The sequence below is a fragment of the Bacteroides fragilis NCTC 9343 genome, assembly GCF_000025985.1.
Taxonomy (GTDB): Bacteria; Bacteroidota; Bacteroidia; order Bacteroidales; family Bacteroidaceae; genus Bacteroides; species Bacteroides fragilis.
The window spans coordinates 441,521-462,853 of record NC_003228.3; the positions used below are offsets into that span (position 1 = coordinate 441,521).

Genomic DNA, 21,333 nt, shown 5'->3' on the forward strand with positions numbered 1-21,333 from the left:
CTATCTTTGCTCAAAAGACAAGCATCGTGGTAAAAGTAGAGTTTACAGACGAATATCAAAAGATTTTGTGGCAGATATCTTTGTTTAAGGATATGGATAACAGTTTGCAACGTCGGCTGCCACAAGAGCTGGAACTTTCGGTGTACGAGGTTGCCAGAAAAGAGATCGTATTGAAGCAGGATACCTATTGCAATCATTTATATGTGCTACTGAAAGGGGAACTGGAGGTTAATATTGTCGATGTGGCGGGAAACCTGGTAAAAGTAGAAGATATTCGTGCTCCCCGTGCTTTTGCCACTCCTCATTTGTTTGGTGATAAGAATCTTTTACCTGCTACGTTTACTGCCAGTGAAGATTCTGTATTGTTGATGGCTACCCGTAGTTCCGTTTTTAAATTGATTAGTTCTGTACCCGATTTGTTGCATCGCTTCTTGTGTGTGACGGGTAATTGCAACAAATGTACGGTTACCCGTCTGCGCATCCTGTCTTATAAGATGCTGCGCAGCCGTTTGGTCTATTATTTTATGGAGCATAAGATTTCTCCGGATACAGCCTTGCTGGAGCACAATCAGGTTCAATTGGCAGAATATCTGGGAGTGACGCGTCCGGCACTCTCGAAGGAGATAAATAAGATGATGAAAGAGGGGCTGATTTCGATCAATAAGAAAGTAGTGACGTTGGAAGATATGGCGGCACTCAAAGAATATATCTGAAACGGTATCTGCTACAGATACCGTTTCAGTGCTTTACTCCAGATTCTATACCCCTCTTCTGTCAGGTGTAATCCGTCCGTAGTCAGTTCTTTTCGCATCACGTTGCTGTTTTTCTCCGTAAATAATGGAAAGAGGTGGATAAAAGGTATTTTCTTTTCTTTGGCAAGTGCTTCAAGTTTGCGGTTAATTTCGGGTATCAGGTCAGTTTTCCCGGTCATCGTTTTATATCGTCCGAACGATTCGTTGATAGGCAGAAGACTCTGTATATAGAGTTTGGTGCGTGGTGATTCGGTTTGGATTTTCTCAATGACTTTGGTTATCAAACTGACTACACTATCGGTGCTCAGGTCGTGTGACACATCGTTGATTCCGGCCATTAGGAAAAGTTTTTGGGGAGTCCCCGGTAAGATCTGAAAAAGACGTTGACAGATTCCCAATGCTTCGTCACCGATGATCCCCCGATTTCTTATGTTTTTTTTATTTAGGCGCTTGCTCCAATTCCCACCATTTTCCGTGAGACTGTTGCCCACCATCACAATATCTTTGGGGCTGATGGGTGTTTCTGTTTCAAATTGCAGGAAGCGTTTGTAATAATGATCTGTATATACCTGTGCGGGAGGACAGATAGAGGCGGCTACTGCATTGGCTACCAACGAACGGAGACGGACTATGCTATGCCGGTCTTCCGGATGAACAGCGTTGACCAGCAGAATGACGGCCGTGTCGTTGTCCGGATCGATGATGATGGAAGTTCCTGTATATCCTGTATGGCCAAAGGTATTCGGACTGAAAAGATCACCCTTGTTTGAGGCATAGGGAGAGAAAATATCCCACCCCGGAGTACGGCCAAATGCGGTTAGCTCACGGGGAACTGTACACATGGTTTTTACTCCCAGCGGGCTGAGGATGCGGTGACCATTGTATTCGCCTCCGTTGAGAAGAGCGGCTGCGAGGATGCCAATGTCATTTGCATTAGAGAAGATACCTGCATTGCCGGAGATCCCTCCGTTCAGGATACGTGCCAATGGATCGTGTACTTGCCCGCAGAGTACGCTTCCGTCTTTTTGTTTTTCGGTAGGTGCAATCCGGTCCATCCAGGGACAGGCCACCGTATTGATCCACTTTCCGTCCTGCTGTTGTATGGTAGGCAGATAATCCGTGTATTGCATTCCCAGTATATCGAAGATATTTTCTTTTGCAAAGTCTCGCAAGCTTTGCCCGGTAATGGTTTCGATGATATGTTGCAAAGTGATGTAATTAAGGCAACTATACTGAAATTTCGTCTGAGGTTTAAATTCACGTTTGCAAGTGGAAATATACTCCATCAGTCCTTTGGGGTTGGGAGAACCATATTTTTCCTGCAGTTCGGATACCGGTGCATAAGGAGGGAGACCTGAAGTATGTGTCATAAGGTCTATGATACGAATATCCTTCTTCTCCCCGTTTTCTCCCCGCCATTCCTGGAAGTCGGGGAGGTAAAAGCTGACACGATCGAGCAAACGAAGTTGTCCTCGTTCAACCAGAATCATAACCGAAACAGCTGTTGACATAGATTTACTGCAGGAAGCCATGTCGAAAACAGTGTTTATTTCCATCGGCTCTACATTGGGATAGATTCGTTTGTTGCCATAAGCCTTGAGATAAGCCATTTTGCCATGACGGATGACAGCGAGTACGGCTCCCGGTATTTCTTTGTGATCGATTGCCCGGTGAATAGCTTCATCGGCATGTAACAGGCGATGAGAGTCCATGCCCACTTGCTCGGGAGCTACACGTGGCAGAGATTGTGCCACAGCTTGCAGACTACAAAGCAATATTGAAAAGGTAGTGAGTAAAAACCTCACACCTTTCCCCTCTCTTGTTGAGGGAGGAGAAAAGTTGATTTTGTTTTCCATGCTCAATGGTATTGTGGGTTAGAGTGGTTCGGTTATCCGGCTTTATAAGCATCTATTGCTTTTTTCACGGAACCGTGCATCAGCAACAAGGCTTTTGCTTTATCATATTCAAGTCCGAGTTCTTCAATAATCATACGAGTACCACGGTCTACGAGCTTCCGGTTGCTGAGTTGCATGTTGACCATTTTGTTACCTTTCACGCGTCCTAATTGAATCATTACCGAGGTTGTGATCATATTCAGGATCATCTTTTGTCCCGTTCCCGATTTCATACGTGAACTACCCGTTACATATTCGGGACCCACGATCATTTCGATGGGGATATCGGCCTCTGCTGCCATTGGAGAGTTCGGGTTACTGGTGATGCAGCCGGTCAGGATACCATGCTCGCGGGCTGCATGCATAGCTCCGATTACGTAAGGGGTGGTGCCTGAGGCTGCAATACCGATAACCGTATCTTTGTCATTGATGTTATGTTCTGTCAGTTCTTCCCAGCCCCGGGTAGTATTATCTTCAGCGTTTTCTACCGGATTGCGTAAAGCAGTATCACCGCCTGCTATCAGGCCAATAATTAATGTGGGGGGCATACCGAAGGTAGGTGGGATTTCTGAAGCGTCGAGTACTCCGAGGCGTCCGCTGGTGCCGGCTCCCATATAGAAAATGCGTCCCCCCTGTTTCATTCGGGGAACTATTTGTGTGACTAGTTTCTCTATTTGAGGAATTGCTTTCTGTACGGCAATAGCTACTTTCTGGTCTTCCTTATTGATGTCTTCCAGTATTTCGCGGACCGACTTCTTTTCAAGATCGTCGTAAAGTGAGGGCTGCTCAGAGATTTTGATGAAGGAGGGTTTATCTGATTTTTCTATATTACTATTCATGTTTTTGTTCTTTATTCATATTTTTACTCGTGAAACTTAATCAATCCTTCCATCGGACTTTGGATAATGGTTCCTAAGTGTACTCCCATTATTTTACATGCTTCGGAAAGTAACTCTCTGTAATAGAATGCTACAGAACCGATGAAATGAACCGGGGCGTGCTGGTAATCGTACTGCATCACGTTGCGCTTCAGGAATTTCTTGAAGCTGTTAAGGACCAATTCACGTATGACCGGTTCGTCAAGGTGTTGAACCAAAAATGGGGAGAAACTTGCAAGGAAACGGTTAGGGAATGGTTTCCGATACACCCGGTCGATGATTTCGGCGGGGGTCAGATTGAACTGTTCCAGAAATTTTTCTTTAAGTCCCGGAGTCATCTGGTTTTTAAGGATGTCGCCTACCAGCAGTTTGCCCAATACCGCACCACTGCCTTCATCGCCCAGTATAAATCCTAGAGGAGATACATTGGTGACAATGTTTTTACCATCGTAATAACATGAATTCGATCCTGTACCCATGATACAGGCAATACCCGGTTGATGACCGCACAAACTTCTGGCAGCAGCGAGCATATCCGTACTAACCTCGATTTCTCCACTGACTTGCAGATGCGAGGCTATGGCTTTGCGCATTGTCTCTATTTTGTCGGGGAAAGCACAACCGGCTCCGTAAAAATGAACAGCCTCGAACTTGTTTGTCTTTAACTGAGGAATCAGTGCAGTTGCTATTTCATTACTGATTTCTTCTTCAGACTGAAAGAAAGGATTGGTACCTTTCGTAGAAATTTGTTGGATCAACTGTCCATGTTCTACCACACACCAATCGGTCTTGGTAGAACCACTGTCTGCTATTAATATCATATTTTTATATATATTTTTTTCTTATACAGAATATATCCGATACACCAGTTCAGCCCTACGAACAAGATTGCGAATGCCAGAGAACCGGGATAGTCTCCAAGCACGGGTTGAAGAATTGCGTTGTACACGAATCCGTGTAGGCTGATGCTACCTCCGTCATAAGGTATCAGTATGCTGCCCAGGAGAATGGAGAGAACGGCTCCCATCACATAAATAAATAAGGGGTTGACACCGAATGATTCGAAGAAACGGCTCCAGCGTGTATAGCCTCTCACATCGATGATCCATACAAGTAATGCCAGGAAACTGGATGCCAACCCACAGGTGACGATAGCGAAAGTAGGTGACCATATCTTCTTGCTGATGGGACAACCGTAGCTAAGCAGGAATCCGGCGAAAGTGAGAATAGTGCCAATGAGGAACAGACGCTCTATCTTTTCATGGATATCTTTTACTTCCATCAGGAGTTTACCCACACAGAAACCTATCAGTACGTGTGCGATAGAAGGGATGGTACTTAACAGACCTTCCGGATCAATGCCATTATCCTTGTACATATGTGCTTCACCCAATACGGTACGGTCTACTATTGATAGGATGTTACTGCTGTTGTATTCGAATCCGTTTCCGTTGATCAGGATGATGAAATAGCCGATCAACAGGATGGCAATCAGATAGGGGATATATTTGTGCTTCATAATTAAAGCGATGATGGCTGTTGCACCGTAGCAAAGCGCCAATCGCTGCATGACACCCAGAATGCGGATGTGGCCGAAAGTCCAGACCGACTCATACAGACGGGAGAAGAATGAAATATCTTCACCGGAGAGTGAATTCCAGGTACGGCAAAACATGGAGAACCATGCGATTCCCAAACCAATGGCAAAGATTACGATGGTTCTTTTAAGGATTTTCAAAGCGGCCGAGTGGCTGAACTCAAAGTTATACTTTCTTAATGAGATGTAGGTAGAGATACCCATGATAAACATAAAGAAAGGAAATACCAGATCGGTCGGGGTTAAGCCGATCCATGCCGCATGCCCAAGGGGAGCATATACATAACTCCAGCTGCCGGGGTTGTTGACCATAATCATACCTGCGATAGTGATGCCTCGCAATACATCAAGAGCGAGTAGGCGTTTGTTGACTGTTTGATTCATTGTGTTTTTTATTTAAGTGTTAAGTTATTTTCTTGTTTTATAGGCCGGGTACACTGATCGACCAGATATGCAATCGATACATAGGGGATACCGGTATTGGTGGCGAGGCCGATTTCACAGGTACGACTATTTGAGTAACCGATACCGATACCGGCTTTCGTCAATTGCGGACGCAGCTTGCGTAAAGCATAAGTGTTGAGTTCCGGCTGCGTGAATCCTTTGTCTCCGGCAAAACCACAACAACCGACCTCTTCCGGAATGAATACTTGGGTTGAGCAAAGCTTTGCGAGTGAGATTAGTATATTCGCCAATCCCATTTTGCGCATGGAACATGTGATGTGTATGGCAATCGGTCGGTCGGTTGGGGTAAATTCCAGTTTGTCCCGCAAGAAAGTATAAATGAATTCTGCCGGTTCATATAACTTTATCTTTTGGATAGTGGCACGCATGCGGTGTAAGCAAGGACTTTGGTCACAAAGCACCGGATAACGTCCCTGTTCGCTGGCTTCCCATAAAGCGGCTTCCAGTTCGGTCGATTTACTGTCGGCGATATCCAGCATACCTTTGCTTTCCCAAATGGTTCCGCAACAGAGTTTTTCCATTTTAGGAGGGAAGATGACCTCGTATCCGGCTTTTTGAAGCAGGGAGAGCATTTGTTTTACCAAAGGTTGATCTACAGGAGAATCTTTTGCCAGCCCCATCGTTTGATTGATGCAACTAGGAAAGTAGACTACCTTGTTATTCATTGCCGGAGTCTGATCGCTTTTCCGTATTTTATAGCTTTTGGGCATGGCTGGTGTCCATTGTGGGAGTCCCCACGCACTGTGCATTTTCCGGGTAATGGAGGTCATTGTTGATGTCCCCAGTAAACTATGTGCCGCATTGGCAAGTGATAATACTGGGCGCAAAGTACTTTTGATTCCTGCAAAATGATTGGCAGCAAACTTACCGGCTCTGTAACCGGTACTTCCGGGAGGAAACTCAGCCTGACGCAGGATATGGGTCAGGTCACCGGTATTGATACCCATCGGACAAGACATAGCACATAAACCGTCGCCGGCACAAGTCCGGTTACCAGAATACCGGTATAGCTCAGATAACGTTTCCAGTAATTGGGGATTCTCACCGCTTTTCTTCAAGCGTGAGATCTCTCTTTGAATAACGATACGCTGTCGTGAGGAGAGTGTAAATCCGCATGACAGGCAGTTTACTTCACAGAACCCACATTCGATGCACCGGTCTATCTGTCGGGTTACTTGGGTATCTTGTCCTATTGTCAATGGAGAGAGGGGTTTGAAGTGCTTGATATGGCATTGAGGATCATCATTAAAGATAACTCCCGGATTAAATAATCCTTTGGGGTCGAAGAGTTGTTTTACTTCTTTCATTATTGCGTAGGCCTCTTCTCCCCATTCGTATTCTACAAATGGAGCCATATTTCTTCCTGTGCCGTGTTCGGCTTTTAGTGAACCATCATATTTGTCTACTACCAAATCTATTACATCATTCATCAGGGCTTCGTACCGTTTTACCTCAGCCTCACTGCTGAATGACTGATTGATGATAAAATGGTAATTGCCTTCCAGGGCATGACCGTAAATGCAGGCATCATCGTATCCGTGGCGAGCGATGAGCTGTTGCAGTTCGGCGGTTGCTTCAGGAAGATCCTCGATATGAAAAGCAACGTCCTCGATCAGGCAAGTCGTTCCTGAAGGGCGTGTTCCACCTACAGATGGAAAAATACCTGCCCGAATTGCCCAGTATTTTGAATATTCTTCGGGTTGATCCGTAAAATGGACCGGAATATATGTATCGAATGCTTTTAATGCCTCCTCGATGATGGCGATATTCTGATTGAGTTCTTCCTGTGTACATGCTTTGGTCTCGGTCAGGACAGCGGTCAACCCTTCTCCTGTCGGATCATTGACTGAAGCCAAGGATTTCCAGTCGAGTAATTCCGCACCTTTTACAATCCATTCTCCATTTGCGTTGACGAGTCTTTTCATAGCTACCACTGCACGGCATGCCTCTTTGATATCGCTGAAGTAGAGCATGGCACTGGCTTTATACGGATAGTCATACTCTGTTTTCATGGTTACACCGGCAAGGAAAGCCAGTGTACCTTCTGAACCTACCATCAGGTGAGCGATAATGTCGAAAGGATCGTCGTATACGAGGAACGGGAGAATATTCAGGCCTGTTACGTTCTTGATTGAATATTTGTGGCGGATGCGTGCGCTAAGCTTCTCGTTACTGCGTATCTGGTCACGGAGTTCGCAGATGCGCTGGAGGAATTCGGGATAATCTTCTTTAAAATTCTCACGTGACTCCTGACTATCTGTATTGAGATAATATCCGTCAGGAAATATGATATGTACAGATAGCAACATTTTATCACTGTTGGCATGTGTTCCACAGTTCATACCCGAAGCATTGTTCATCACGATTCCACCCACCATGGCACTTTTTATAGAAGCCGGGTCCGGGGCAAATTTACGTCCGTAAGGTGCTAAAATCTCGTTTACTCGCTGTCCGACAATGCCGGGCTCCAGATAGATTTTTTCGTGGTCGGGTGAAAGCTCGTAGTTTTCCCAACCTTTTCCGGCTATAATCAGAACAGAGTCACTAATGGCTTGGCCCGAAAGGCTGGTTCCTGCTGCACGGAAAGTAACCGGTATATTGTACCGGTCGGCTAGATAGATGATTTCTATTACTTCGTCATCATTGATTGAATGAATTACGATTTGAGGAATCAGTCGATAGAAACCGGCATCTGTCCCCCACGCCAAACGATGGAGTTCGTCAGTAAATAATCTGTCTCGCGGGATAAATCGTCCGATATCTTGCAAGAACGCACTGTAGTTTCTTTCCATTTTCATTGTTTCTCTGTTTGTTTGGCACTCAGCCCAATTTTTTATTTATATAAATAGTACTTTTGCGATAGCCGTCGAAAGTCGTCGACATCTTTGTACCAGTAATCGCGGACATCTTCCCAACGGTTGCGTTGACTGAAGCGCTCGCGTATCTCTTTAGAGCCACTGACGAGATCGAACATATGGAAGCGCTCTTTATCGGCATGGTCGAATACGGCACGATCCGGATAGAGGGCGGTTACTTCCTGCATCACGTAAAACTGTATCTCGCTTAGTGAGGCTTTGTTAAAATCTACAATATGCACTTGTACTCCTTGCAGATGCTCTTCTTTACCTACTGAGTAGAAAGGCTTGAGATGCATCGGCCGGAATATTACTCCCGGCAGGTGCAGGCGATTGAGGTTATCTGCCAGTTTCTCTGCTTCCACCCAACGGGCAGCAAACATCTGGAACGGAATGGTGTATCCTACACCAATTGACATATAACCTAGTTCACCGAGTATCCCGGATACCGGATAAAAGAAAGCGGAATGCGGATGCGGGATATGGGGAGACGAAGGAATCCATTGCAGCCCTGTCTGAACGTAGTCCATCTTGCGCTTCCAACCTTTCATTTTCACAACGTGCAAGTTGCATGGTTTACTCAACATCTGTTCGCCATTGAGCATCAGAGCCAACTCGCCACAAGTAAGCCCGTAAAGGTACGGAATTTTAAATTGGCTGACAAAAGATATATATCCATCTTCTACCACATTTCCTTCAATTTTTAATCCGCCTATGGGATTGGGACGATCGAGAACGATAAATTCTTTGTTATTTTCGGCGGCAGCTTCCATCGCTACTCCCATCGTACTGATATAGGTGAATGAACGGCAACCGATATCTTGTATGTCGTATACCAGCACATCGATGTCTTTTAGCATTTCGGGAGTCGGCTTGCGTGTCTTGCCGTAAAGTGAATAAACAGGCAATCCGGTACTGGAATCGTTGGCGTTATCTACTTTATCACCGGCGTGTACATCACCCCGTACACCATGTTCGGGGCCATAAAGGGCTACCAAGTTGACATTGGGTGCTTCGTGCAGAATGTCAATGGTGGATATTAAATGATTGTCAACGCCGGTCGGATTGGTAATTAATCCTACGCGCTTTCCTTCAAGGCATTTGAAGTTTTGCTCTTTCAGGACCTCAATTCCGGTTTTTATACGGATTCTCGGAGGTCTTGCTCCCGGTTCAGCTCCTCGTGAGAGGAGAGTGGAGGTCATAAAGACGAAAAAAGTGAGTAATAACTTTAATATACTTCTTCTATATGTCATATTCTCAGTATGTTTTAAATATCCGGTAAATAGAAATGGGTTTATTTTGTTTTTTGGGGAATACCCTCTGCTTTCTTGCCATAGTTGGGATCTATCTTAATAAAGGCGCATACGGCTATTGTCGCGGTACAACAAACCATTACCCAGATAAAGAAGTTTTCGTATCCGATCAGTTCCTGCAACCAACCTGCAGCCATACCCGGCAGCATCATACCCAATGCCATAAAAGCGGTGCAGATCGCATAGTGTGCTGTCTTATGTTCACCATCGGAGTAGTAAATCAGGTAAAGCATGTAGGCTGTGAACCCGAAGCCATAACCGAACTGCTCGATAAATACACATAGGTTGATTATCACAAAATTTTGTGGTTGGAAGTAGCCTAGATATACAAAGGTGAGACAAGTCAATGAAAGGCTCCATGCCATTGGCCAAAGCCACTTTTGAAGTCCTCCTTTTGCTGCACAGATACCTCCGATAATGCCTCCCAAGGTCAGCCCGATGATACCGATAGTACCGTAAACCAATCCGACTTCAGCTGTTGTCAATCCCAGTCCGCCTTTGTCAATGGGATCAAGTAGGAATGGGTTGATTAGTTTCACTAATTGTGCTTCCGGAAAACGGTAGAATAGCATGAAAAGGATAGCAACTCCTGCTTGTTTTTTGCGGAAGAAGGAAGCGAAGGTTTCTATGAATCCACTGAAAATAGCACTGGCACTATTTTCACCTACTACTGCTTTATCGCTGTCGGGCTTTGGCAATATACATTTATGATAGAGACAGAAGGCGAGGAAGAGTCCTGCCAGAATAAAGAACGTGATACTCCATCCATATTTAATGCTGCCTGTCCATATTTCAAGTCCACCTGCGAGCATCACCAGCAAGCCTTGGCCGGCAATTGTGGCAATGCGGTAGAAAGTGCTGCGGATACCTACATAAAGTGCCTGGTCCTGTACGTTGAGTGCCAACATGTAGAATCCGTCTGCAGCAATATCATGTGTAGCCGAGCTGAATGCCACTAGCCAAAAAATGGCAAGGGTCGTTTGGAAGAAGTTTGACATAGGTATGGTGAAAGCGATTCCTGCCAGTCCGGCACCTACCAATAGCTGCATGCTGACTATCCACCAACGTTTGGTTTTTAATAAATCGACAAATGGACTCCAGAAAGGTTTGATAACCCATGGTAAATAGAGCCAAGAGGTATAAAGAGCGATATCTGTGTTGGATATACCCAGATTTTTGTACATAATTACCGAGATAGTCATTACGGCTACATAAGGTAATCCTTGTGCAAAGTAAAGAGTCGGAATCCATGCCCACGGTGATATATTTTTGTTTTTCATGATAATGGTGTGTGTTTAATAAAGTTTATCTATCGTTGCCCCGATGTAATAATGCAGCAAGATGGTGTCGTATGTATAACCTTGCTCGCCCATGACGGCTGCTCCTATCTGACAGAGTCCTACTCCGTGTCCCCATCCGGCCCCGGTAAGGATAAAGCGATCCGGTATTCCGTTTGTGACGTCTACTTTATCAATGATGAAAGCAGAACTATAGAGGTGTGATGGGGAGAGGGTACGACGTATTTCCAGTTCTTTGCCAATGATCATGGTCCGTTTAGTACCTATTATTTTGAGTCTGACAAGTCGTCCGGAAGTTCCCCGTTCCACTGGTACCAAGTCGAGAATTTGTCCGTAGTCAATTCCTGAGCGTTTCAGAATCAGTTTGGACAGTTCTTCCTGTTCATATTCTACTTTCCAACGATAAAAGTCGGTAGTTTCCTGATCATAGTTATTCAGTACCTGAGACAGTACTTTCTTGTCTTTTGTATTACAGAAGGCTTCGGGAGAAGTACGTATCCATCGCTCGGCTTCGGCTTCTTTACACAGATCGGGTAGATCGGTTGCTTTTTTGCTATCTCTTTGTTTGGATAGGTATGGATGTCTGATATTTTCCCAACAATACTGAAACTCTTCAAAAGCCCCACCGCAACATTTGGAGAAGCGCGCATCACAAATAGTTCCTTCCGACATAAGTACCTCTCCTCGGGTGGCAGAGATGGCTTGCCTCACCATGTCGGTTGAGGCACGGGTAATACCTTGGTAACGTTGGCAATGATCGTCGGCACAGACATCGAAGTGAGTATGTGCGTCACGTTCATACCAGCGGATTAGAATTTTATTTTCGGCCTCTTGTGCAAGGGGTGGAAAAGAAGATGTAGAGTAGGGCACTTTCTCGGGAGTGGTATTACTTTTTTCTCTATCTTTGGAATAGGGTAGGGAAAGCCCCGCTAATAACCAGCTTCTTGAAATCACAGCATGTGCTTTCAGTAATTCCAGACTTGCCGTTGCACTCATTTCAGAAGAGATCACACTGGTCAGGTAATCTTCCACATGAATTACGTTGATTCCCGTTAACTTTTTATTTTCTACAATAATTTTCAGTGCTCCGATAAAACGCTGGTTTTCCTTTCGTTCCCAATGAAAATTGATACCGATGGTGACATCCTGCAGTTCAAAAGCATCGCTTTTTTCGTGTAGGGGCTCAAACAGCAGTTCGTCATATGAATGCCCTTGCCAGAGGATGTGTCCGTTATCATAGGTCACAACCTGTTTGCCGCTGACCTCTTCCCCGTTGATATGATAGGGGGTCAGCAGTATGAATTTGATTTGAGGTTCGAATAAAATGCCGACCTGTACTTTGGGTTCTTTCATAATTGTTGTTTTATGCGTTCTATCAATATGCGGAAGGCTGCCGGTCTCAGGCATACTTCACCGAGAATGTCGGCAATATCATTTGCTGTAATTTTTTCAAAATCCTTTTCTTGTGGAGTGATGAACACTCCCCCCATGTCTACTGATGCAGGGCTGATCAGGATATTGGTATCCCCTTCGGCTGTGTAGCAGGAGGGACGGTGTTTGTTGCGGGGAAAGATGCAGACAATCCAATTTTTCTGTTCTTTCCATACCAATACATTCATCATAGGCTCATCTTCACCCGATGTTGAGGGCATGGCCTGGTATACGGTATTGAACAACATGATAGCTGTTTCTTTACTTCTCGCCTCAATTACCAGAGTTGCACGGGGGTAATCGTTTAGTGCCCAAAGAGTAGCATCTTTACAGGTGATTACTTTCTCTCCTCTTTTCTCTTTCCACTCTTGTTCGATAGGTAGAAAACCTTTATTACCTGCTTGAAAATGCAGATGGTCGGGAGCCGATGCACCACATTGGGGACCATTGTAGAAGATTATATAATCTTCGGCATAAGTAGCCAGGTCGAGCATATCACTAAAGCGATGTAAGATACGCTGTTCAACATGTTGTAGCTCGGGAACTGTCAAGTGCTTGGGAAAGATAGGAAATGGGTTGACCAATATCTGGTAGTGTTCTCCGAAAGGAATGCCTTTTTGCATCGGTGGAAGATTGGCCGGACACAAGAAGCATTTACGCTCTTGAATCGATTTACTATCTACTTTGGCAGCAGAAGAAACAATACGTGCCGGGTTGAACTGTATTCTGTACAGGCAACCGTTCACTTTCACATCTTTTATTCGTACCCGTTTCAGGGCAGCGTAATTGTTTTGTGCCGTCTCCCAAGAGGAGAGCTGTTCGCTCAGTAGAGTTTCTATTTCTTTGTTCATCTTTGTTTCTTATTTAATGCAATTCGTGCCTGTAATTCCCAAGTGCGTATGCGGTCCTTGTAAAGGTTGTGAGCATTCATCTTTACGATGTCGAGAGAGGCATCCGAGTTATCATCCCAACGGCGGCATAGATAAACGACTTCGTATACGCGTCCGATCTGATACTGGCGTGAGAAATTCAGTCCTAATGCGTAATCTTCGCCATAGCTGGTATTGGGTACCTTCAATTCACGGAGTATTGGTGTGTAGAATGCACGAGGAGCACCTAACCCGTTGATGCGTAGTGCATTGTTACGCCCGTTTTCTGGTGTCCATTCTTTGTGATCAATAATGCCCGGAGCGATCATGTTCATATCAAAATCTGTCATCATATAGGTGCCTACTACCATAGCACAGTTTTGTTCGTAAAATGCATTGACCATGACCTGCAAAGTACCGTCGTGGGCATATACGTCGTCACTGTCAAGTTGGACAGCAAATTTACCGCAAAGAGGATGGTGAACTCCCAGATTCCAGCAACCGCCTATACCCAAATCATTACGTTCGGGAATCAAGTGGATCAGGCGTTCATCGTCTTTAAATTCATCAATGGCTTCGGTGGTACCGTCGGTAGAGTGATTGTCGATAATGATCAGGTTGAATTTGAAATCTGCTTTCTGGCTGAGTACAGAACGGATGGCATCGCGTATGGTACGAATACGGTTGCGTACCGGAATAATCACAGAAGCTTCGTATGGGAAGTTGCCGGTGTTGAATTCTATTTTCTGGAATTCAGGCTTCAGATAACCGCCTATCTCTTGCAGATGTTCGGTACATGCCTCTTCCATCTCAATCTGTCGGTCACGATTTTTAGGATCTACATAGTCGAATATTTTTTCACCACTTTTTCGGGTGTCGTTTTCTACTTCCGAATAAAGGTATTCATTGATATGTACTAATGGATATTTCTGTGAAAGTTTAAGGCGCAGATCGTAGAATCCGGCAAAGTCATAGTCGGATTTCATTCGTTTGGCGGCTTCTTTCAAGGCTGAGGCTTTGAAAAGGAGGACAGAACCGAAGTTGAAATCGTCACGGAGACTTCCGAACTGGTAATCGATGACCGGGGCATTACTCTGTTTACCTTCTGTCACTTGATAATGGTCGGCGTATACCATGCCGGCAGCCGAATCTTCGGCAATGTGAATCATCCGTTCAAGGGCAAATAGTCCCAGTTCAAGTGATGTATATTTGGTATAAAGTAATGTGTAGCTTGCATCCGAATAGGTAGCAATGGCGTACATGGAGGCGCTGTTGGTAAGCTTGTCTACATAAAGTAGTTCGCATCCTGGTAGTGGATCGAAGCTGGGTGAGGTGACAAGAAGGTAGATTTTTTTCACCAAACCTGTTGCTTGTAATCCTTGAACTGTTCTTTCTGCTTGTACTGCTCCCGCGTAAGGGATGAAGCAATTGATTGTTGATTTCATATATGCTTATGTTTTGATTTGTTTTATTCTTTCCACTCAAGTAAGCCTGTTTCACCACTGGTGGCTGTAAACAGTACTTGATGGCGGCTGATGGGGAGTACGGTGTTAATCAGTGAATTGCCGATCTTATGTTTCCACAATACTTGTCCGGTACTTGCATCCAATGCAAAGATAAGTCCTTCTTTGGTACTACTGAATACTATACCGTCTTTTTCCATCTGCATGGATGGAGCATGTTCGTAGCCAAAGCCTACATTAGATGCCCAGATCTCTTTCGGAGTGTCGCTGATGGTGGAATAGCATACGACACTGTCATTCATCGTTTTGCTATAAATCTGATTTTTGTTTGCGGATAGACCGATTGTTTCTCGAACCATTGACTGGAAGGTACGCCAAACTGTTTTTCCTGTTTTTAGGCTGATAGCGGTCATGGCACGTTGTGGGTCGGTGATGAATACTTTTCCATGTGCTGCTACAGGCCATACGGCAGCAGGGGAGAAGTGCATACGGGTCAGTCCGCCGGTCCACTTCCAGAGTTCCTTGCCGTTGGATTTATTGAGAGCATAGAGAGTATTGTCCCATGCACCGAATATGACCTTGTCACCTTCTACCAGAGGTTTTGTTTCGATGTAACCTTTGATACCGGTATAAGTCCATACTACTTTACCATTTTTGATACGAATGGCGCGAAAAGTGGAATCACTGCCACCTATGTAAGCGATACCTTTTTCAATAGTTACCGCTCCCAATACCGGTTGGGCAACCGTAACCCTCCAGCGTTCTTTACCGGTTACAGCATCCAATCCGTAGATGTTGTGGTCAGCGGAGCCAAAAACCACAATCCCGTCGGTTGCGGCAGGTGTGCCCACAATGCGTTTCCCTGATTGGAAACTCCATAATTTACGTCCTTCCTTCAGGGTGTAGCAAGTTAGGAAACCCAAGTCATCGCCTACATAAACTCTGCCTTTCCAGAGGGCAGGTGAACAATAGATGCCGACACCGGTCTGCACCTGCCAGCCTATTTTTACTTGTGGATACTCTTTATTCACCGAAAAACTGGGATATTTCACTGCCTTTCCGGTACGGTTATAATAAGATTTGGTGAGTGATAGGGCAGTCCAGCGTTTCATTGGTTCATCTATGCGTTGCTCGTAAGTAATGATAGAGTCCGGAGTGATATCAAAAATGCTATAGCCGCTTGAACCGTTTTTGTCACGTAGGTTTGAGCGGGTAAGAATACCTGGTATACCGTCGTATGAGAGGAAGCGATTACGATGATAGTGTCCTCCGATAAAAGTGCGGATATTGTATGGACGTACGGCATCGGTAACATCATACCAATTGTCCACATCCCCATCCTGCATAGGATAATGGGTGACCAGGATTACAGGCTTATCTTTTCCAACTTTATCCATTTCTTGTTTCATCCATGTGATGTCTTGCGGTACTACATGCCCGTAGGCCATACGCATCAGTGGTCCTGAATTAAACCCTAAAAACAAGAATCCTTTGTGTTCGAATTTAAAGCGTTCTCCCCCGAATATTTCGCTGAAAGCAGTGCAACCTGAATCACTCCACTTTGTTTCGTGGTTGCCCGGTATAACGTAATATTTCACTTTCAGTCGGTCCAGGATAGATTTTACAACTAACATGGTCGTGCGATCACCCTCTTCGGTAAGGTCTCCGGTGACTAATACAAAGTCTACTCCCGGTGTGGCGTTAATTTGTTCGACGGAACGTTTCAAGTCTTCTGTCGGCTTCGGATTGTTGGGATTGAGATGTATGTCTGTCAACTGTGCGAAGCGGAAAGAACCTGTTACCTGTGCCCGTGCGGCAACAGGTAACAGGAAAAACAAAATGATTACGAATATAGAAAGTCTTCTATTCATAGATGATGATTTTATTTGTTATAACTTTACTGTTTATATAACTTTAGATCCTGTGGGTAACCTCCTTATAAAAAGGAGGTTAAGAATCTTCTGTTTTAGTGTTCGAAGAAAGTCAGTATGGCTTTCATCAATAGTTCTCTTTCTGTGACTGTACGTATCGCTTCGAATGGGAATCCCAGTACGCAGGTTTTATAATTCCCTTTATAAGCTATGCCGGCACTCAGATTGTTTTCCGAATATCGCAGTATAGTGAATGCACCTTGTGCAGCCGGTTCAAGAGCATCTGGCGACTCTACGACATATGATTCCGGGTTTAGATCTTGATAATAAGTGTAGCTTCCTGTGATTTCCGGGAATGGAGAGGCTACACTTTTCACTTTTCCGTTGCGGGCAGCCTGTCCTACACGCCATTTGTATTTCAATACCTCCATAGCAAACTTTTTGTCTTCTTCATTGGCTTTCACCAGACGATTATCCCATAAGTCCGATGCCACATAGGCGCCTGATACGAAGAAATTACCTCCTGCCTGGCAGTAGTTTGTGATGGCATTCTGCATCTCTTTACTAAATGTTTTAAATTCCAATGGGCGGATTCCACCACGTCCCATTTTTGTCTGGCATTGTTTCCCTAATATAAGATCTACGTATTTATAGTCATTCATACAGATTTGTGTTTCTCTCTCTTTAGGAGAAGAGTCTGGATGGACGATACTTTCGTCACTGCAAGATGTAAACGAGTAGCCTGCTTTCAAAATCGCTTCCCCGTGTATAGCAGGGTAGTCAAATGTATTACCGGCAATTACCATTGTTTCGTGTGTACCGTAACTATCACCAAATCCGGAGGCGTCGTCATCCATCCATGGTATCTGTCGGCGAAACTCTTTCATCGGACCGATGTAACTTATGTCGGTTTTGTAGGGTACTCCGTGGTCTAGCTCGTCTAAGAATCCGGCTAAAGTATCTGCGTCTGCCGTAAAATCTGCGGGAGCACAGACCCGGTCAAATCCGTTTATGATCAATACGGTTCCTTTGTCGTTAAAAGTTTTTCCGATAGAAAGGATTTCTGATGGAAAGCTTTCTCCTCCTTTGTTTAAGGCGGTCACTTTGAAACTGCAAACCACCCCTGAAGGGATAACCGTTTGATAGGTTGGAGAATTTACAATCACACCATTATCGAAGTCGCTGTCCCCGATACGCGTATACACAATATACTGGTCGGCTTTTGCGGTGGTTTCCAACGGATCGTCTACCGGTTGCCAGGAAAGTTTGATTCGGTTGCCTTCTTCAAAGCGGAGACTCATGTGATCGACGGGTAAAGGTTGTACTACGTACTCCATTTTATATTGGGAGCAGATGAATTGTAGAATTCCTTTGTAAATGGCACGACTGACAGTGAAGCGGAAACGAGGATCAAGTCCGTAACGCATGTCGGCAAAGTTTTGGTGTGACAATAATTCTAATAACATCGTTGGTACTCGCGGTACACGCGCTTCGTAATAAGATTGATTCCACATTCCCCGGCGTGTCCATTCGGGTTCATACAAGGTACGGACATCTTTCACGATATTTGATTGTACCAGATCGCATAAATCACGTGAGGCATATCGTGAGGCACCGTTTGCATATGCACCATTATAAGCCGAAGTATGAAAGATACCGAGTGTGCCGATAATTGTGTCACCATAAGTGGTACCGGCATCCGAATGGAAAGCAAAAGCCATGTCCACCGGGATGTTTAGTCCTTTTTCTGTAGGGTTGGCAGCAGAACCTCCTGCGAGGTAATTCACCCAAATTCCACGTGACTTGTAATCGTCTGTATAGTCGTTCTTACCATGACTGTCTGAATAAACACTGTCTGGTATGCCGGCCCATTGCATCCAGTATCGGGCTGCTTCGCAGAAACGAGGATAGCCACTAATCTCGTATGGATAGTTCACCTGAACTTTCGGATGATAGGTATCGGTTATCATTGTGTCCGAACTTTTTGTATTTACCGTAGCTCCTTCTTCGGAGATACTTCGGGCAATATTGCCGTAACCGCCGCCTATCTTTACTGCATCAGCTGTTACCAAGCGTCCTTCTTTGGCCGATTGATTACTAAGGACGATTTTACAATCTGTTTTACCGATACCGAAGCTAAAGTTTCCCAAGTAAATCCAAGTCCCTCCACCCATCTGTTGATTTACCTTGAATTGTGATTTACCGCCTTGGTGATAGACAGTATAAAGGGCATCTTCCGTGCTGTTATTTACTGTTTTATAAGAAATGTATACGGCATACCGTCCTGCCCGAGGAATTTCAGGTATCCATTCGGCAACGCTTACAGTTCCTTTTTTGGTGGTTTCTACTTGACGGTAGGTACCTTCACGAAAAGGATTTTCGAAGTCTTTATACATTCTCTTTAAGTGGGCGAATCCTGCTTCTTCCCCGTTTTTCCACATTTTACTTCCGTTTAATTCTGAATAAACCGAATGTCCGTCTCTGCATCTATCGTTGTCGACAATGATTTCAACAGTTTGTGGGTCTCTTTCTCGAGGAAGAAGTACTGTTGCACCGGCATTTTCAAGCATTGGAACAAGAAATGGAAGTACATAACTCTGAGTATAAAGGTCCTCTACAGTCTGAAAGATTCGTGCACGTTGCCATTCCCAGCGAGTCAATTTGGATTCGTAATAAAAGCCGTGACTTTGCCATAGAGCAATGTGACGGTTTTGCAATCCGTTTGTGTGGGTATAAGGAACAGATAATCGGGTAATCAGAGGTGTATCTGCTTTGTAGCTGAATGTCGGAATTTTTCTCCCTCTTGTATTACGAAGTGCCAGAGGAATTAGCTCTTCGATGGCATGGTGGTCTGTCCGGATCTGTAACTTGCGTTTTGCTAGCTCTGGAGGGAGTAATGCTTTGATGCCTTGATAAATTTTGCTAACATTGTCTGTGCGGAAGGGAATATACGAACAGTTTATGTTAGCGAAAAGTATCAAGTCATTTCCTTCTGTATTAACAGAATCGATATGGATTTTGCCTACAGAGATTTCTTTCCGGGCAGTTTCATTCAGAAAGTCTCCTATCTGTGAACGAAGTTCCTTAGATAGCTCTTGGGTTGCTGCGGCTTGTGGGAATAAGCCGGCTGTAAGCAGCAGAATCAGGGAGGTAAGGATTGGTTTCATTATTATGTTAAGTTAATTGTTTTTTTAATCAAAAAGCACAGACCTATAAAAGTAAACAAGGCATTGAATATCAATAGCTCATAACTGAATTGATAGCCGTGAAACCAAGTCTCCGAATTTTTTTGTAAGATGAAGCAGAGGATGGGTGAAAGGATAGATACTAATGGGATGTATCGATCGCGTACTTGTCTTTTTGTGAGAATGCCAAAAGCAAACAATCCCAGGATGGGGCCATAGGTATAGCTGGCAAGGATATAAACAGCATCGATGACACTGGTGTTATTCAGTAAGTTGAATATGAAAATGACAATTCCCATGACTATGGCCATGCCGACATGTACCTTCTTACGTGTTTTTCGTACAGTGTCTTCCGTCTTTCCTTTGATTCCCAAGATATCTACAGTGAACGAGGTTGTCAGTGCTGTTAAGGCCGATCCGGCCGCAGAATAAGCGGATGAAATCAGTCCAATAATGAACAAGATGCCTACGATGATAGGAAAATACCCTCCTGTAGCGATCATAGGGAAAAGTTCGTCGCTCTTTGCCGGATTTGTGATACCTTGGTGTGATGTGAATGTATAGAGCAGTACCCCCAGCATTAGAAATAAAAGAATGATAAAAAATTGGGAAATGCCACTGGTAATCATATTCTTTTGTGAGTCTTTAAAGTTTTTGCAACTCAGATTACGCTGCATCATGTCTTGGTCGAGTCCTGTCATAGCTATCATTGTAAACACACCGGCCAAAAACTGCTTGAAGAAGTAACGTTTGTCATTCACGTTATCGAAAAAGAACATGTGTGACAAAGCACTATCTGAAACAGTGGAAAACATTTCTGTGAAACTGAGCTTAAGATCAGTGGAAATGTAGTAAATGCATAATACAACAGATACTATCAGACAGAATGTTTTCAGTGAATCGGTCCAGATCAACGATTTAACTCCTCCGCGGAATGTGTAGAGCCAAACCAATGCCACAGTGAGAATTACATTCATGATGAAAGGCATGTGGAAAGGTTCAAAAACCAGAAGTTGCAATGTGAGACATACGAGGTATAAACGTACGGCTGCTCCCAATATTTTGGAAATGAAGAAGAACCATGCGCCTGTTTTATAGGAAGAGGTACCGAAACGGTTTTCTAAGTATTCATAAATAGATACAAGGTTCATCCGGTAGAATAAGGGTATCAGAACAAAGGCGATAATAATTTGTCCGGTTACAAATCCCAATACCATCTGTAGATATGAAAAATTACTGATGCCTACCATACCCGGAACTGATACAAAAGTAACTCCTGATATGCTGGAGCCGATCATGGCGAAAGCCACTACATACCAAGCTGATTTGCGGTTACCCACAAAGAAGCCTTCGTTATCAGCCTTTCTTCCTGCAATGTACGAAATGGTAAACAGGATCAGGAAGTAGGGGGCAATAGTGATTAATACCGCTACAGGTGTCATGCTTTTCAGATTAATGAAT

At 44.4% G+C, this 21,333-nt stretch carries 14 protein-coding genes; 1 reads left to right on the plus strand and 13 read right to left on the minus strand.

The window, feature by feature from the left end:
• Nucleotides 1–26 precede the first annotated feature (26 nt).
• Complete coding sequence (locus tag BF9343_RS01700) at nucleotides 27–713, plus strand: Crp/Fnr family transcriptional regulator (RefSeq protein ID WP_010992011.1); 687 nt, start codon at nucleotides 27–29, stop codon at nucleotides 711–713.
• An 11-nt stretch (nucleotides 714–724) separates the two neighbouring features.
• Here the strand turns inward: BF9343_RS01700 and BF9343_RS01705 are convergent, their stop codons facing one another.
• The 13 genes from BF9343_RS01705 to BF9343_RS01765 form a co-directional block, all read right to left on the minus strand.
• Entirely contained in the window at nucleotides 725–2,608 is a 1,884-nt protein-coding gene (locus BF9343_RS01705) for a serine hydrolase (RefSeq protein ID WP_010992012.1), read from the minus strand.
• A gap of 32 nt (nucleotides 2,609–2,640) precedes the next feature.
• A complete protein-coding gene (gene murQ / locus BF9343_RS01710; protein WP_005784228.1) occupies nucleotides 2,641–3,486 on the minus strand; it encodes an N-acetylmuramic acid 6-phosphate etherase in 846 nt (281 codons plus the stop codon).
• Between the two features lie 23 nt (nucleotides 3,487–3,509).
• Nucleotides 3,510–4,346, minus strand: a complete 837-nt coding sequence (locus BF9343_RS01715; RefSeq protein WP_010992013.1) for a BadF/BadG/BcrA/BcrD ATPase family protein — start codon at nucleotides 4,344–4,346, stop codon at nucleotides 3,510–3,512.
• Entirely contained in the window at nucleotides 4,343–5,506 is a 1,164-nt protein-coding gene (locus BF9343_RS01720) for an acyltransferase family protein (protein WP_005784232.1), read from the minus strand. Before BF9343_RS01720 ends, BF9343_RS01715 begins: the two co-directional genes overlap by 4 nt.
• Nucleotides 5,507–5,514: 8 nt before the next feature.
• Nucleotides 5,515–8,385: an FAD-binding and (Fe-S)-binding domain-containing protein gene (locus tag BF9343_RS01725; RefSeq protein WP_010992014.1), complete on the minus strand. Its 2,871-nt coding sequence runs from the start codon at nucleotides 8,383–8,385 to the stop codon at nucleotides 5,515–5,517.
• 35 nt (nucleotides 8,386–8,420) lie between these two features.
• The gene (locus BF9343_RS01730; protein WP_010992015.1) at nucleotides 8,421–9,695 is read right to left on the minus strand and encodes an exo-beta-N-acetylmuramidase NamZ family protein; all 1,275 of its coding nucleotides are present in this window, start codon (nucleotides 9,693–9,695) and stop codon (nucleotides 8,421–8,423) included.
• A gap of 41 nt (nucleotides 9,696–9,736) precedes the next feature.
• On the minus strand, nucleotides 9,737–11,035 hold the full coding sequence (locus tag BF9343_RS01735) for an MFS transporter (protein WP_005784237.1): 1,299 nt from the start codon (nucleotides 11,033–11,035) through the stop codon (nucleotides 9,737–9,739).
• A gap of 15 nt (nucleotides 11,036–11,050) precedes the next feature.
• Nucleotides 11,051–12,406, minus strand: coding sequence for a SpoIID/LytB domain-containing protein (locus BF9343_RS01740; RefSeq protein ID WP_008658211.1), 1,356 nt, complete (start codon nucleotides 12,404–12,406; stop codon nucleotides 11,051–11,053).
• Nucleotides 12,403–13,335: a DUF4922 domain-containing protein gene (locus BF9343_RS01745; RefSeq protein WP_014298196.1), complete on the minus strand. Its 933-nt coding sequence runs from the start codon at nucleotides 13,333–13,335 to the stop codon at nucleotides 12,403–12,405. Before BF9343_RS01745 ends, BF9343_RS01740 begins: the two co-directional genes overlap by 4 nt.
• Nucleotides 13,332–14,798, minus strand: coding sequence for a glycosyltransferase family 2 protein (locus BF9343_RS01750; protein ID WP_005784243.1), 1,467 nt, complete (start codon nucleotides 14,796–14,798; stop codon nucleotides 13,332–13,334). The genes BF9343_RS01745 and BF9343_RS01750 overlap by 4 nt, the downstream gene beginning before the upstream one ends.
• Nucleotides 14,799–14,821: 23 nt before the next feature.
• A complete protein-coding gene (locus BF9343_RS01755) occupies nucleotides 14,822–16,687 on the minus strand; it encodes an outer membrane protein assembly factor BamB family protein (RefSeq protein ID WP_008658213.1) in 1,866 nt (621 codons plus the stop codon).
• Nucleotides 16,688–16,782: 95 nt separating this feature from the next.
• On the minus strand, nucleotides 16,783–19,854 hold the full coding sequence (locus tag BF9343_RS01760) for a golvesin C-terminal-like domain-containing protein (protein ID WP_010992016.1): 3,072 nt from the start codon (nucleotides 19,852–19,854) through the stop codon (nucleotides 16,783–16,785).
• Between the two features lie 2 nt (nucleotides 19,855–19,856).
• Nucleotides 19,857–21,314, minus strand: a complete 1,458-nt coding sequence (locus tag BF9343_RS01765; protein ID WP_010992017.1) for a sodium:solute symporter — start codon at nucleotides 21,312–21,314, stop codon at nucleotides 19,857–19,859.
• Nucleotides 21,315–21,333 lie beyond the last annotated feature (19 nt).